Source organism: Caenimonas sedimenti, assembly GCF_007833165.1.
Lineage (GTDB): Bacteria > Pseudomonadota > Gammaproteobacteria > Burkholderiales > Burkholderiaceae_C > Ramlibacter > Ramlibacter sedimenti.
On sequence record NZ_VOBQ01000019.1, the window covers coordinates 16,073 to 29,013 of the forward strand.

Annotated in this window: 11 protein-coding genes; 2 read left to right on the forward strand and 9 right to left on the reverse strand. The window is 67.3% G+C overall.

Annotation, left to right across the window (positions count from 1 at the left end; all coding sequences use genetic code 11):
* The first annotated feature begins 12 nt into the window (after nt 1-12).
* Together FN976_RS22500 and FN976_RS22505 are read left to right on the forward strand one after the other, a co-directional pair.
* Nucleotides 13-1,803, forward strand: a complete 1,791-nt coding sequence (locus tag FN976_RS22500) for a TRAP transporter large permease (protein WP_145895321.1) — start codon at nt 13-15, stop codon at nt 1,801-1,803.
* Nucleotides 1,804-1,837: 34 nt separating this feature from the next.
* Nucleotides 1,838-2,296, forward strand: coding sequence for a GNAT family N-acetyltransferase (locus FN976_RS22505; RefSeq protein ID WP_145895322.1), 459 nt, complete (start codon nt 1,838-1,840; stop codon nt 2,294-2,296).
* 30 nt (nt 2,297-2,326) lie between these two features.
* Here FN976_RS22505 and FN976_RS22510 read toward each other — a convergent pair whose 3' ends face one another.
* The 9 genes from FN976_RS22510 to FN976_RS22550 form a co-directional block, all read right to left on the reverse strand.
* Nucleotides 2,327-3,736 (reverse strand): enolase-like domain-containing protein, encoded by a 1,410-nt coding sequence (locus tag FN976_RS22510; RefSeq protein ID WP_145895323.1) that lies wholly within the window; start codon nt 3,734-3,736, stop codon nt 2,327-2,329.
* Nucleotides 3,729-4,586, reverse strand: coding sequence for a sugar phosphate isomerase/epimerase family protein (locus FN976_RS22515; RefSeq protein WP_255440733.1), 858 nt, complete (start codon nt 4,584-4,586; stop codon nt 3,729-3,731). Before FN976_RS22515 ends, FN976_RS22510 begins: the two co-directional genes overlap by 8 nt.
* Nucleotides 4,583-6,088: a tripartite tricarboxylate transporter permease gene (locus tag FN976_RS22520; protein WP_145895324.1), complete on the reverse strand. Its 1,506-nt coding sequence runs from the start codon at nt 6,086-6,088 to the stop codon at nt 4,583-4,585. Before FN976_RS22520 ends, FN976_RS22515 begins: the two co-directional genes overlap by 4 nt.
* Entirely contained in the window at nt 6,088-6,615 is a 528-nt protein-coding gene (locus FN976_RS22525; protein WP_145895325.1) for a tripartite tricarboxylate transporter TctB family protein, read from the reverse strand. The genes FN976_RS22520 and FN976_RS22525 overlap by 1 nt, the downstream gene beginning before the upstream one ends.
* Before the next feature lie 7 nt (nt 6,616-6,622).
* The gene (locus FN976_RS22530; protein WP_145895326.1) at nt 6,623-7,633 is read right to left on the reverse strand and encodes a Bug family tripartite tricarboxylate transporter substrate binding protein; all 1,011 of its coding nucleotides are present in this window, start codon (nt 7,631-7,633) and stop codon (nt 6,623-6,625) included.
* Nucleotides 7,634-7,719: 86 nt separating this feature from the next.
* Complete coding sequence (locus FN976_RS22535) at nt 7,720-8,787, reverse strand: dihydrodipicolinate synthase family protein (RefSeq protein WP_145895327.1); 1,068 nt, start codon at nt 8,785-8,787, stop codon at nt 7,720-7,722.
* Nucleotides 8,788-8,886: 99 nt separating this feature from the next.
* Nucleotides 8,887-9,909, reverse strand: a complete 1,023-nt coding sequence (locus tag FN976_RS22540; RefSeq protein WP_145895328.1) for an NAD-dependent epimerase/dehydratase family protein — start codon at nt 9,907-9,909, stop codon at nt 8,887-8,889.
* An 85-nt stretch (nt 9,910-9,994) separates the two neighbouring features.
* A complete protein-coding gene (locus FN976_RS22545) occupies nt 9,995-11,680 on the reverse strand; it encodes a cation:proton antiporter domain-containing protein (protein WP_145895329.1) in 1,686 nt (561 codons plus the stop codon).
* A gap of 82 nt (nt 11,681-11,762) precedes the next feature.
* Nucleotides 11,763-12,845, reverse strand: coding sequence for a TRAP transporter substrate-binding protein (locus tag FN976_RS22550; protein ID WP_145895330.1), 1,083 nt, complete (start codon nt 12,843-12,845; stop codon nt 11,763-11,765).
* Between the last annotated feature and the right edge of the window lie 96 nt (nt 12,846-12,941).

Sequence of the window (12,941 nt, forward strand, 5' to 3'; positions counted from 1 at the left end):
GGAAAGCACACCATGTTCGACCTCATCGCCCACAACCTCGCCCCGATCATGTTCGTGGGCCTGTTCGTCTTCCTGCTGATCGGCTTTCCGGTGGCCTTCAGCCTCGGCGCCTGCGGCCTGGCCTTCGCGGTCATCGGCATCAGCATGGGTGTCCTGCCCGAATCGCTGATGCAGGCCCTGCCCTTGCGGCTGTTCGGCATCATGCAGAACGACACGCTGCTGGCCATCCCCTTCTTCACGCTCATGGGGCTGATCCTCGAGCGCAGCGGCATGGCCGAAGACCTGCTGGACACCATCGGGCAGCTGTTCGGCCCGTTGCGCGGCGGCCTGGCCATTGCGGTGATCCTGGTGGGCGCCCTGTTGGCCGCGACCACCGGCGTGGTGGCCGCCTCCGTGATCTCCATGGGCCTGATCTCGTTGCCCATCATGCTGCGCTACGGCTACGACCGCCGCATCGCCTCCGGCGTGATCGCGGCTTCCGGCACGCTGGCGCAGATCATCCCGCCCTCGCTGGTGCTGATCGTGCTGGCCGACCAGCTGGGCCGCAGCGTGGGCGACATGTACAAGGGCGCCTTCATTCCCGGCTTCATCCTCACGGGGCTGTATGTGGGCTATGTGGTGCTGGTCGCCGTGTTCAAGCCGGCCCACACGCCGGCCCTGCCGCTGGAAGCCCGGGTCTTCCGGGAAACCAACGGAAACAGCGGGACGCCCTCCCTGCTCGTGCTGACCATCATCTCGACGGCCGCGGCCGTGATGTTCGGCAAGAACTACGCGCAGATCCAGACCTGGTGGAAAGGCACCGAGGTCACCAGCGTGGCCACGGACGAGACCATCGTGGTGTCGATGGTCGTCGGCGTCGGCCTGGCATTCATCATCGCCGTGATCAACAAGGTCGCCCGCCTGGGCCTGCTCTCGCGCATCGCCGAACGCGTGACCTTCGTGCTGATCCCGCCGCTGTTCCTGATCTTCCTGGTGCTGGGCACCATCTTCCTGGGCATCGCCACGCCCACGGAAGGCGGCGCCATGGGCGCGCTGGGCGCCTTCGCGATGGCGATGGCCCGCAAGCGCCTTTCGTTCTCGCTGCTCAAGCAGGCCCTGAACACCACCACCAAGCTTTCGTGCTTCGTGCTGTTCATCCTGATCGGCGCCACCATGTTCGGCCTCACCTTCCAGGGGGTCGATGGCCCCAAGTGGGTGGAGCACCTGCTGACCGGTCTGCCGGGCGGGCAGCTCGGTTTCCTGATCGTGGTGAACATCCTCATCTTCGTGCTGGCGTTCTTCCTGGACTTCTTCGAGCTGTCCTTCATCGTGGTCCCGCTGCTGGCGCCGGTGGCCGACAAGCTGGGCATCGACCTGGTGTGGTTCGGCGTCCTGCTGGCCGTGAACATGCAGACGTCGTTCATGCACCCGCCGTTCGGCTTCGCGCTGTTCTACCTGCGCAGCGTGGCCCCCGACAAGCCCTACGTCGACCGCATCACCAAGCAGCCGATCGCACCAGTCACCACGGGCCAGATCTACTGGGGCGCAGTGCCGTTCGTGTGCCTCCAGATCATCATGGTCGGCCTCATCATCGCGTTCCCCGACATCGTGTCGCGCGACAAGGAAGTGAAGTACGACCTGGACAAGGTGAAGATCGAGATGCCGGTGGAAACGCCCCTTGGAACGCCCGCGATGCCAGGTGTGCCGGCTTCCGGCGCACCATCGGTCGACCTCAAGCCCGAACCGCTGCCCGGCTCCGCGGAAGCCGACAAGAGCGCGGAAGAAGAGCAGAAGAAGATCGACGAGCTGTTCAACAAGAAGTAGGCGCCGCAGGCGGCTGACATCTCATGTTCCGGGCATGAATCCAGTCGCGGTCCGTCAGGCAGTCCTGGCCGATCTCGAGGTGGCCGCCGGACTGTTCGATCAGTACCGGCAGTTTCAAGGCAAGGCGGCGGATCTCCCCGCCAGCCGGACCTTCCTGCATGACAGGTTCAACCACGCGGAGTCGGTGGTGTTCCTCGCGACGGTCCAGGGCGAAGCCGTAGGCTTTGCGCAGCTCTATCCCAGCTTCTCGTCGACGGCGCTGGCCCGGGTGTTCATCCTGAACGACTTGTTTGTCGCCAAGGCCGGCCGCCGGGCGGGCGTTGCCTCGGCCCTGCTCGCGGCGGTTGAAGCGTACGCGTGGTCTCTGGGCGCCTGCCGCGTCAGCCTGAATGTCGCTCAGGGCAACGTCTCCGCCCAGGAGCTGTACGACGCCGCGGGTTGGGCGCGGGACGCGGAGTTCTTCATGTACCACCGTTATCCGCCGAAGCCTTGAGACTTGCGCCCTGCGCGCGGCCTCTTTTCCTCAGATCGGCGTCATGGCCGAAAAGTCCGGCTTCACTCCACTCGCGAACCCCGGCGCCGCGAGCGATGCCAAGCGGATTTCGCCACCCGCGATCCGCAGCCGCACCGCCCCGTGGGAGCGCTCATAGACGTCCGGGTGCGCCGCGAGAAACGCATCCTGCTCCGCCGCCGGCAACGCCGCCATCCCGTCGACGTAGTGGTGCCCGTTGCGCTCCACGTGCTGGATGCCCAGCAGGTTCACCAGCGCCAGGTCCTGCTGCACGGAAAGTCCCGCTTGCGTGGTCAAGTCTTCGGCGGACATGAAGTAGCGCGTGCCGCCCTCTTCCCTGTTCCATGCGGCACAGCGGGCGGCATTCAGGACAGACTTGTAGAAGCCCTTGCAAGTCTTGGACGACACGCCCGCGTAGCCGCGCTCACGGGCCTGCACGAAACTGTCCAGTTCGCCATCGGACTCGTCGATGATGACCGGCTTGCCGAAATCGGTTGCGCGCAGGTCGACGTCGAGCGCGACCTTGCGCGCGATGGGCTGCTCGATGAAGAGGATCGATGACCAGAGTCGGGCGAGCAGCGGCCGGGAGCGGATGCCGGCGACCAACGCCAGCACGCCCGCCGCGTCCTGGTATTGCTCGTTGCCATCCAGCGAGGCGAAGTACGGCGCCTCCGCACGATCCAGCACCGCCGCGATCGCTTGCAAACGATCGAGGTCCGCCGCCACGTTGCCGCTCACCTTCAGCTTGAAGTAGCGATGGCCATGCGCGGCGATCACCTCCTCCAGCGTTTCGGGCAAGCCGTCGCCCACGCGCTCACGCAGATCGGCCGCTGTGATCGCATCGAGGAGACCGACGGTGTGGCGCGCATGGATGCTGGCGGCGGGCCGCAGCGCCGAGAGAAACTCGTCGATGCCCAGGCCGTCGAACTCGGCCCTCACCGGCCCGATCCCGGGCAGGTTGCGCTGCATCGCTTCGTAGAACGAAACACCCTGGGCGCGACAGACCGCATCGAGGATGGCACGGTCCAGCAATGCGGGCCCGTAGCTCGCCAGCAGCGGATTGAAGCCCCGCTTCGCACCCTCCACCGCGTGTGCGTCGTGCTGGCGCGCGAAGTGGCCGAATGGGCTGGCACCCGACGCATCGGAGAGATACGCCTCACGGGCCAGCCGCAGCACGGCCCGCAGGTGGTCGAAGTTGTCCTCGTTCGACAACGCCAGGTTCTTGTCGAACCACTTGGGCGCCATCAGTTCCGCAGCGGCACCCCAGTGGCTCGTGCCGTCGGCCGCCTCCACCCGCACGCGCGCGAAAGCCTGCGGGCATTCGGTGAGCGTGACCACGCCGAAGCGGAACGGCAGGCGCAGCTTGACGGGCCGCTCGTACAGCGCGACTTCATGCAGCTTGAATTTCGGCGCCTCAGACACGGTGGCGCAGCCCCGAGACGATGCCGCGCAGGTAGCCGATGGCGCGTGCCGCGCTGCCCGGCCCGTCTGGCACGTAGTCGAAGGGTTCCACGGCCACGATGCCGGGGAAGTAGCCCAGGTCGTGCATCTGCAGCAGGGTGCGCACGATGGGACCGAAGTCCAGCTCGCCCTGCCCTGGCCCGCGCCGGTTGGGGTCGTTCACCTGCACATGACCGATGACGTCCTGGGGCATCCACTTCGACATCAGCGCATGCACTTCTTCCGTCTCAGCCAGCCCGGCGGCGCTGCAGTCGATCATGGTCTTGAACGCGGGGTTGTCCACTTCGCGCACCATGCGGGCGGCGTCCGCGACGGTGTTCAGCAGGTCGGTCTCGCGCTGCGCCAGCGGCTCGATGCAATAGGTGACGCCGCATTCGCGCGCGGTGAAGGCCGCGGTGGCCAGGCACTCGCGCGCCCGGTCCCAGGCTTCGCTGCCGGTCGAGCCGGGCGGCACCGACCTCTGCTTCGGGGAGCCATGCACCAGGTAGCTGCCGCCCAGCAGCTTGCACAGTTCGCACAGGCGCTCCATCACGTCCATCGTGCGGCCGCGCACCTTGTCGTCGGCGTCGACGATCGAGAGGCCCGTCGGTGCCACCAGCAGCCAGTGCAGGCCGAAGATCGCGAGGCCATGATCCGCCGCCGTCTTGCGGAAGGCCGCGGCATCGGCATCGGTCAACGTCATGGGGTCGGCGGCCAGCGTGAAGGGCGCGACTTCCAGGCCGTCGTATCCGAGGTCGGCGGCCAGCTTGCATTGCTGCGCGAACGACAAGGGCTGCAGGACTTCGTTGCACAGGGCGAACTTCAAGCTCATGCGGACTCCGTGGCCGGCCGCCGGGTGAACAGCCGCCGCAGCATCGGCAGCCGCAACAGGACCACCAGCACGATCAGCCCAAACATCACACCGGAGATCGGCCGCGTGAAGAACGGCGAGAGATCCCCGTCGGACAGCACCAGCCCGCGGCGGAAGTTCTTTTCCAGCAGATCGCCCAGCACGATGCCCAGCACCAGCGGCGCCATGGGGTAGCCGAAGCGCCGCAGCACGAAGCCCAGCACCCCGAAGAACACCATGACCCAGATATCGAAAAGGCGCGAGGCGAGCGCGAAGGTGCCTACCGTGCAGAGCACGAGGATGATGGGCACGATGATGGTGGTGGGCACGCGCAGCACCTGCACGAGGAACTTGGTCAGGGTCAGACCATAGATCAGGATGCCGATCGTGGCCAGCATCATCATCGCGACGATGTCGTAGACGAATTGCGGCGACTCGATCATGATCATCGGGCCCGGCTTCACCCCATGGATGAGCATGGCCGCCATCAGCACGGCCGCCGGCGCCGAGCCGGGGATCTGCAGCGTCAGCACGGGAATGATGGCGCCCGGTACGCAGGCGTTGTCACCGGTCTCGGCGGCCATCAGGCCTTCCACCGAGCCCTTGCCGAAGAGCTCCTTCTCCTTGCTGGCGCGCTTGGCCGCCGCGTAGGACGACCACGCGGCGACATCTTCGCCAACGCCGGGCACGATGCCGATGAAGGTGCCGATGACGCCGCTGCGGATGATGGTGCGCCAGTACTGGAACACGTCGCGGATCTTCGGGATCACCGAGTCCAGCGCGTTGATCTTCACCGGCGGCCGCTTCTCACTCATCGCAACCAGGATTTCGGCAAAGCCGAAGGCGCCGACCAGGGCTGGCACTAGGGACACCCCGCCGGCCAGGTCGCGGTTGCCGAAGTTGAAGCGCTCGAAGGCATGGATGCCGTCCTGCCCGATGGTGGCGATGAACAGCCCGGCGAAACCGGCAATCCAGCCCTTGAGGGCATCGCCACCGGTGAGCGTGGCGGAGATGATCACGCCGAAAACCGCGAGCCAGAAGAATTCGTAGGCGCCGAACTTGAGTGCGAACTCGCCCAGCAGCGGCGTGAACAACGCCAGGAAGAACATGCCGATCAGTGTGCCCATGACCGACCCGCTGGTGGCGATGCCCATGGCGCGGCCGGCCATGCCCTGGCGCGCGAGCGCATAGCCGTCCAGGCACGACGCGGCCGAGGCGGGGGTGCCGGGGATGTTGAGCAGGATGGCGCTGCGGCTGCCGCCGTAGATGGCGCCCACGTAGGTGCAGATCAGCACCAGCAGCGCCTGCGACGACGGCAGCTTCAGGGTGAGCGTGGTCATCAGCGCCACACCCATGGTCGCGGTGAGGCCGGGCAGCGCGCCGATGACGACGCCCACGAAGGTGGAGGCCAGCACCAGCCCGATGGCGGACGGGGTGAGGAAGCCGGCCAGCGAATGGCCGAAGGCGACGAGTCCCTGGAACATCAGGGCAGGCGGACGTAGAACACGTTCTGGAACACGAGGGTCACCACGGCGCTAGTGGCGACGCCGCAGGTGAGTGCCAGGACCGCCTGCCTCGCGGTGGTCCGGCCCAGGGCCGTCTGCCGCGCGCGGTCGAAGAAGAAGATGAAGGCCGTGACGAAGGCTCCTGTGGCCAGCCAGAACGGCAGGCCATGGCCGACCAGCACGACGGCATAGAGGAGCATGGCGCCGAGCACGACCAGGATGTAGCGGCGTGCGCCGGCTTCGACGGGCGCCGGCGCGCCGGCCGGCCCCAGCGCACCCCGCGCGATGGAACGGGCAGCCAGTGCCAGCCCCAGCGCGAGGATCGCCGCTCCGAGGAGACCGGGGACCAGGCCCGGAATCTCGTACTTGTTGATGTGGAGCTTTTCCAGCCGGTCCATGCGCCAGGCTCCGACGGCGATGGCACCACCGAACACAACCCAAACCAGCGCGGACACGAAGTCCGCGCGCGGCGACACCTGCCCTTCGGGCCCGGACTCGATGCTCACCGGTGCGTTAAGGCTTGGCGATGCCCACGGTGTCGGGCGCCACCTTGGTCTTGCCCGTCGAGTGCAGCAGCCAGGCGTTGGCCTGGATGGCCGGCATCGCGGCGTTCAGCGCCGCGTCGCCCGCGACCGGCGCGAACAGCGCGCCGCGGTTGACCGCGTAGGCCTTGATCGCGGCGTTGTTGGCGATGTTTTCGGCCCAGACCTTCTGCACGGTCGCCACCACGTCGGGCGGCACGCCCTTCGGGATGAAGATCCCGAAATAATTGGCCGGCGACTTGAAGCCGGGGATGTACTTGCTGATGGGTTCGATGGTGCCGTAGCCCTCGATCTCCAGCGGGCGGTCGCTCACCGTGGCCAACGGCCGGATGCGCTTGCCACGGATCATTTCGGCCTGCTCCACGGCCAGCTGCGTGGTGAGGTCGGTCTCGCCGGACACCGTGGCGACCACCGCGGGGTTGCCGCCGTCATAAGTGACATGGCGGTACTTGACCCCGGTGGCGCGGGAGATCGCTTCCATCGCGTTGTGGCCTCCGGAAGTGACCCCTGCCGTCGCGACCTTGATTTCGCCCGGCTTGGCCTTCATGGCGTCGAGCAGTTGCGTCATGTTCTGGTAGGGGGTGGACGCGCCCACGCCGACCACCGGGATGTTGGCCACCGACAGGAACAGGTGCCAGTCCCTGGCCGGCACATCCAGCATGCCCAGGGCCTGGTAGGTGCCGAGGTCCTGCGCCGCGCCGGCGGCCCAGGTGTAGCCGTCCTTGGCCGCTTCCCAGGCGTTCTTGGTGCCGATGGAGCCGGAGGCGCCCGGCTGGTTCACCACGATGATCTTCTGGCCCAGCACCTTCTCGAGTTCACCGGCCGTCACGCGCGTGATCTGGTCGGTGGATCCGCCGGCGGCCCACGGCACGATCAGGTTGATCGGCTTGGTCGGTTTCCAGGCCTGCGCGGCGGCGGGCAGTGCGAAGCCGGCGGCGAGGGCGGCCGCGGCAGCGGCCTGGAGGAGGAAGCGCTTCTTCATGGTGTGTCTCCGGTTTAATTCCCTAAACGGTTAATTAGCACTTTAGGGTTTGGCGGTCGGGCTGTCAACGCGGGTTGCCCCCAGCATCAAGCCAGCCACCGCTCCCGATGCGCCGCCACGAACCCATCGTCCGCCAGGTGCGGGTAGTCCGCTTGCACCCGCGTGAGCTCGGCCGCCTGCCCGGGGCTCAAGCCCTCCGCCGGATCCAGGCACCACGTGCCCTCCAGCAACCCCTGCCGCCGCAGAACCTCGTGGCAGCCCGCGATGCAGCCGTGGAAATCGTGGGCCACGTCGAACAGGGCCGCATTGCAATCGGTCACCTGCGCGTCGAGGGCCAGCAAGTCGGGCGGCACGCTGCCCTGCTCGATGGCGGCATGGATCCGGTCCAGCAGTTGCACGGCCTTCTGCGTCCACACGCTCCAGTGCCCCAGCAGTCCGCCGCGGATGCGCACCGTCACGGGGTGGCCGCCGCGCATGAAGGTGAAAGGCGAGAGCAGGTCGAGCACGATGTGGTCGTCGTTGCCGGTGTAGAGCGTGACGCGCTCCTCGGCTCGGGCCGCCACCACACCGCGGATCACGTCCAGCGTGCGGTAGCGATGGAACGGCGCCATCTTGATGGCCACCACGTTGTCGATTTCAGCGAAGCGGCGCCAGAACGTCATCGGCAGGTGGATGCCGCCCACGGCAGGCTGCAGGTAGAAGCCGACCAGGGGCATCACCTCCGCGACCGCACTGCAGTGGGCGACCAGTTCGTCTTCGCTCGCACCGCGCATCGCGGCGAGGCTGAGCAAGCCGGCGTGATAGCCGAGCCCGCGCGCGATGCCGGCCTCGCGCATCGCCTGCTGCGTCTGGCCGGCCAGTCCCGCCACCATGAAGAGCGGGCGCTTGCCGCCGATCGGTTCCCATTCGTGCGCGGTACGCATCGCGAGTTCCAGCACCGGCTCGTATAGGCCGACGTCGCGGATCGCAAACTGGGTCGAATGCACGCCCACCGCGACGCCGCCGGCGCCCGCATCGAGGTAGTAGCGGGTCATGGCGCGCTGGCGGCGGGCATCGAGTTGCCGGTTGGCGTCGAGCGCGAGCAAATGCGCGGGGATGCAGGCGCCGCGGCGCAGCACGGCGAAGCTTTCAGAAGGCAGTTCAGTCCAATGCATGTCGATCCTCGTTGCCCTTCCAGTGCCACCGCGGAACCGGCTTTGCCGGGCCGCCGGTGGCGCCCCCTGGGGGGAGGCGCCGCAGGCGCTTCGGGGGGGTCAATATTTCCCGTCGCGGGCTTCATAGTGCGTGGGCTTGCCCAAGGTGGCACCGCCCCTTTGCACCCAGTCCGCCGTCCAGTCGAGCATGGTTTCCAGGGACACCTTGGGTTCACCGAACAGCCGGAAAGCCTCGGCGCAATCCACCAGCCAGGCGGTCTCCGCCTCCTTGCCGGTCAGCACCGGTTCCACGCCCAACCGCCGGCCCAGCGCCTGCGCCACATCGCGGATCGCCACGCGCGGCCCACTCAGGTTCAGCGGGGACACCGGCGTCTCGCAATGCGCGAGCGACCGCAGCGCCCATTCGTTCGCTTCCCCCTGCCAGATGATGTTGGCGTGGCCCATGGCCAGGTCGATGGCCTCGCGCGCCAGCACCTTCCGCGCGACGTCGTGCAGCACACCGTAGCGCATGTCGATGGCATAGGACAGGCGCAGCATGCGCCCGGGCGTCTGGTGCGCATGCGAGAAGTGCTGGAACATGCGCTCGCGCGCCACGCATGAGTTGGCGTATTCGCCCGATGGCGCCGTTGGCGGCAGCGACTCGGGCGCTCCAGGCCCCGTGACAGGCACAAATGGATAAACGCACGCCGTCGAGAAGCTCACGATGCGCGAGCGCGCATAGCGTTCGGCGACCAGGGCGGGCACGTGCGCATTCATGGCCCAGGTGAGCCATTCGCTGCCGGTCGACCCGAATTTGCGGCCGGCCATGAAGACGACGTTGGGCGCATCGGGCAATTTCGCCAGGGCTTCGCGTGACAGCAAGTCGGCCTCGACGCAATCGATGCCCTGTTCTTCCAGCTTGCCGCGCAGGCCAGGCTCGGAGAAGCGCGCGACGCCGATCACGCGACGGCCGGGATCCGCCCGCTTGGCCATTCGGGCCAACGTGGGGCCCATCTTGCCCCCGACGCCCAGCACCAGGACGTCCCCTGGAACGCGCGCCAGGTCGGCCGCCAGCGCGGGCGATGGCCGGCTCATCAACTCCTCGAGGGCTCCGATGTCGGCGATGCGTTCGGGCAGATCCATGGGGCGACTCCTCCAGCGAGGCACTATTCACTATCTGGTGAATTGCCGCAACACGCGAAACCCTTAGAACGGAAGCCTCAAGCTTTCAGGCCTTGCAGCGTGCGAGCACGTGGCGGGTCATCGCCAGCGCCAGTTCGTTTTCACCGACGAACACGCGGCTGTTGATCTCCGCCTCGAAGCGCTGAGCCTCTTCCTCGTTGTGGGAGCGGACCACGATCTCGATGCCAGGGTTGAGCAGCCGGGCGTTGATGGCCATCTGGCGCACCCCCAGCATGTCCGGCGTGGCGATGACGAGCATGCAGGCGCGCGCCACGTGCGCCTGCACCAGCACTTCGGGCAGGCTGGCATCGCCGTACACCGCCGGAACGCCCTGCACGCGCAGGTTCTCCACGATCTCGCGGTTCTGCTCCGCCACGACGAAGGGCACGCCGTCCGCGGCCAGCGCGGCCGCGAGCTTGCGGCCCACCCGCCCGTAACCCACCAGCACCACCTGGCGCGAAAGGTACTTGGGGTCGGTGGTCATCGGCAGTTCGGCCAGCGGATCGTCGCGCGCGGCCAGATCGCGCGCGAGCTGCGAACGCGCCAGCAGCCAGCGCTGCGCCGGCGCGATCGCCTTGAACAGCACGGGGTTGAGGGCGATGGAGATCAGCGCACCCGCCACGACCAGGCTCTGGCCTTCGACCGGCATCACGCCAAGGGCGACGCCCAGGCCGATGAGGATGAACGAGAACTCGCCGATCTGGGCGAGGCTCGCGGAGACCGTCAGCGCCGTGTGCAGCGGATAACGCAGCAGCAGCACCAGGACGGCCGCGGCCAGCGACTTGCCGATCACGATGATGCCGACCACGGACAACACGCGCAGCGGCTGCTCGAGCAGCACCATCGGGTTGAACAGCATGCCGACGGAGACGAAGAACAGCACCGCGAAGGCGTCGCGCAGCGGCAGCGTTTCCTCGGCGGCGCGGTGGCTGAATTCCGACTCGCGCAGCACCATCCCGGCAAAGAACGCGCCCAGGGCAAATGACACGCCGAACAGCTTGGTGGCGCCGTAGGCGATGCTCACCGCGGCGGCCACCACGCACAGCGTGAACAGCTCGCGCGAGCCCAGCTTCTGCACCTGCCACAGCACCCAGGGGAACAGGCGCCGGCCGACCACCAGCATCAGCGCGAGGAAGATGCCCACTTGCAGCAGCGTCTTGCCGATGGACGTGAGCAAGCTCGCGGCGTCGGCCCCCGCATCCCCGTTCATCCACAGCGCCAATGGCGGCAACAACACCAGCACCAGCACCATGGCGAGGTCTTCCACCACCAGCCAGCCGACAGCGACCCGGCCGTTGAAGCTGTCGACCAGGCCCAGGCTTTCCAGGGCGCGCAGCAGCACCACGGTGCTCGCGACCGACAGCGAGATGCCGAACACCAGCGCCGCCGCCAGGCTCCAGCCCCACCAGACCGCGAGGCCCATGCCCATCAGCGTGGCGGCCGCCATCTGCACGATGGCCCCCGGGACCGCGACCTTGCGCACGGCCAGCAAGTCACCCAGCGAGAAGTGCAAGCCGACCCCGAACATCAGCAGCATGACGCCGATCTCGGCCAGCTCCGCCGCCAGCCTGGTGTCCGCCACGAAGCCTGGCGTGAACGGACCGATCAGGATGCCGGCCACCAGGTAGCCGACGAGCGCAGGCAAGCGCAGGCGGGCGGCGATGAAACCAAGGATGAGCGCCAGGCCGAGACCGGCGGCGATGGTGCTGATGAGCGCGACGTTGTGGTCCATGAACCAGTCGAATCTACACGACACCCATGAAAAAAGGCCCCTGAGGGGGCCTTTCGCCAACGAAGCCGGATCAGCGCTCCGATCAGAGCTTCGTCGTGGTGACGTAGCTGTCGTAACGGAACTCGGAGAACCGGCTCCACAGCACCTGGTCGCGCTGGAAGGCGCGCATGTCCTGGTGGATCTTCTTGAACTCGGGCGACTTCGCTTCGTGCGCGGCGAACACTTCCATCGAAGCCTTGAAGCCGGCGTCCATGATCTCCTTGGAGAACGGCTTCAACTGCGTCTTGGCGGCCACGAGGCGCTTGAGAGCCGTCGGGTTCAGGGCGTCGTACTTCGCCGTCATGTCGCGCGCGGCAACGGCGCCGGCGGCCTGCACGATCTCCTTCAGCTCCGCCGACAGCGCGTCATGCGCCTTGGTGTTGATGAAGAACTCGAGCTCGGCGCCGCCTTCCCACCAGCCGGGATAGTAGTAGAAGGGTGCCACCTTGTTGAAGCCCAGCTTCTCGTCGTCATACGGGCCGACGAACTCGGTGGCGTCCAGCGTGCCCTTCTCGAGCGCCTGGTACACCTCGCCGGCCGGCATGTTCTGCGCGACCACGCCCAGCTTGGCCATCGCCTCGCCGAACAGGCCGCCGCCCATGCGCATCTTCAGGCCCTTCAGGTCGGCGACGGTCTTGATCTCCTTGCGGTACCAGCCGCCCATCTGGGTGCCGGTGTTGCCCGCGCTCATGCTCTTGATGCTGTAGGCGGCATAGAACTCGTCCATCAGCTTGCGTCCGTTGCCGTGCTCCATCCAGGCGTCCATCTGCCGCGCGGTCAGGCCGAAGGGGACGGCGCAGCCGAAGGCGAAGATCGGGTTCTTGCCGGTGAAGTAATAGGGCGCGCTCTGCGCCATCTCGATCGTGCCGTTCTGGATGGCATCGACCACCCCGAATGCGGGCACCAGCTCGCCGGCGGCGTGCACGGAGATCTCCATGCGGCCACCCGAGAGCGCCTTGACGGTGCGCGACATTTTTTCGGCGCTGCCGAAGATGGTGTCCAGCGACTTGGGGAAGCTGGAGGCCAGGCGCCAGCGCACGGCGGCCTGGGCGTGCACCGCGGGGGCGATGCCGGTGGCGAGCACGCCGGCGATGCCGGCCTGCTTGATGAGGGAACGACGGTCCATGGGAATCAGTCCTGCGGGTTGCAATTGCGACGGCCCGCATGATGAGCCGCGGCCGCTGCGCACCCTTTCAGAAGACTGGCATCGGTTTCATTCCCG

What these genes read in the sequence shown, in the direction of transcription:
- FN976_RS22535 (WP_145895327.1), bottom strand. Translation starts at nt 8,787, where the DNA reads ATGCATTGGACTGAACTGCCTTCTGAAAGCTTCGCCGTGCTGCGCCGC.
- FN976_RS22540 (WP_145895328.1), bottom strand. Translation starts at nt 9,909, where the DNA reads ATGGATCTGCCCGAACGCATCGCCGACATCGGAGCCCTCGAGGAGTTG.
- FN976_RS22505 (WP_145895322.1), top strand. Translation starts at nt 1,838, where the DNA reads ATGAATCCAGTCGCGGTCCGTCAGGCAGTCCTGGCCGATCTCGAGGTG.
- FN976_RS22545 (WP_145895329.1), bottom strand. Translation starts at nt 11,680, where the DNA reads ATGGACCACAACGTCGCGCTCATCAGCACCATCGCCGCCGGTCTCGGC.
- FN976_RS22550 (WP_145895330.1), bottom strand. Translation starts at nt 12,845, where the DNA reads ATGGACCGTCGTTCCCTCATCAAGCAGGCCGGCATCGCCGGCGTGCTC.
- FN976_RS22500 (WP_145895321.1), top strand. Translation starts at nt 13, where the DNA reads ATGTTCGACCTCATCGCCCACAACCTCGCCCCGATCATGTTCGTGGGC.
- FN976_RS22515 (WP_255440733.1), bottom strand. Translation starts at nt 4,586, where the DNA reads ATGAGCTTGAAGTTCGCCCTGTGCAACGAAGTCCTGCAGCCCTTGTCG.
- FN976_RS22530 (WP_145895326.1), bottom strand. Translation starts at nt 7,633, where the DNA reads ATGAAGAAGCGCTTCCTCCTCCAGGCCGCTGCCGCGGCCGCCCTCGCC.
- FN976_RS22520 (WP_145895324.1), bottom strand. Translation starts at nt 6,088, where the DNA reads ATGTTCCAGGGACTCGTCGCCTTCGGCCATTCGCTGGCCGGCTTCCTC.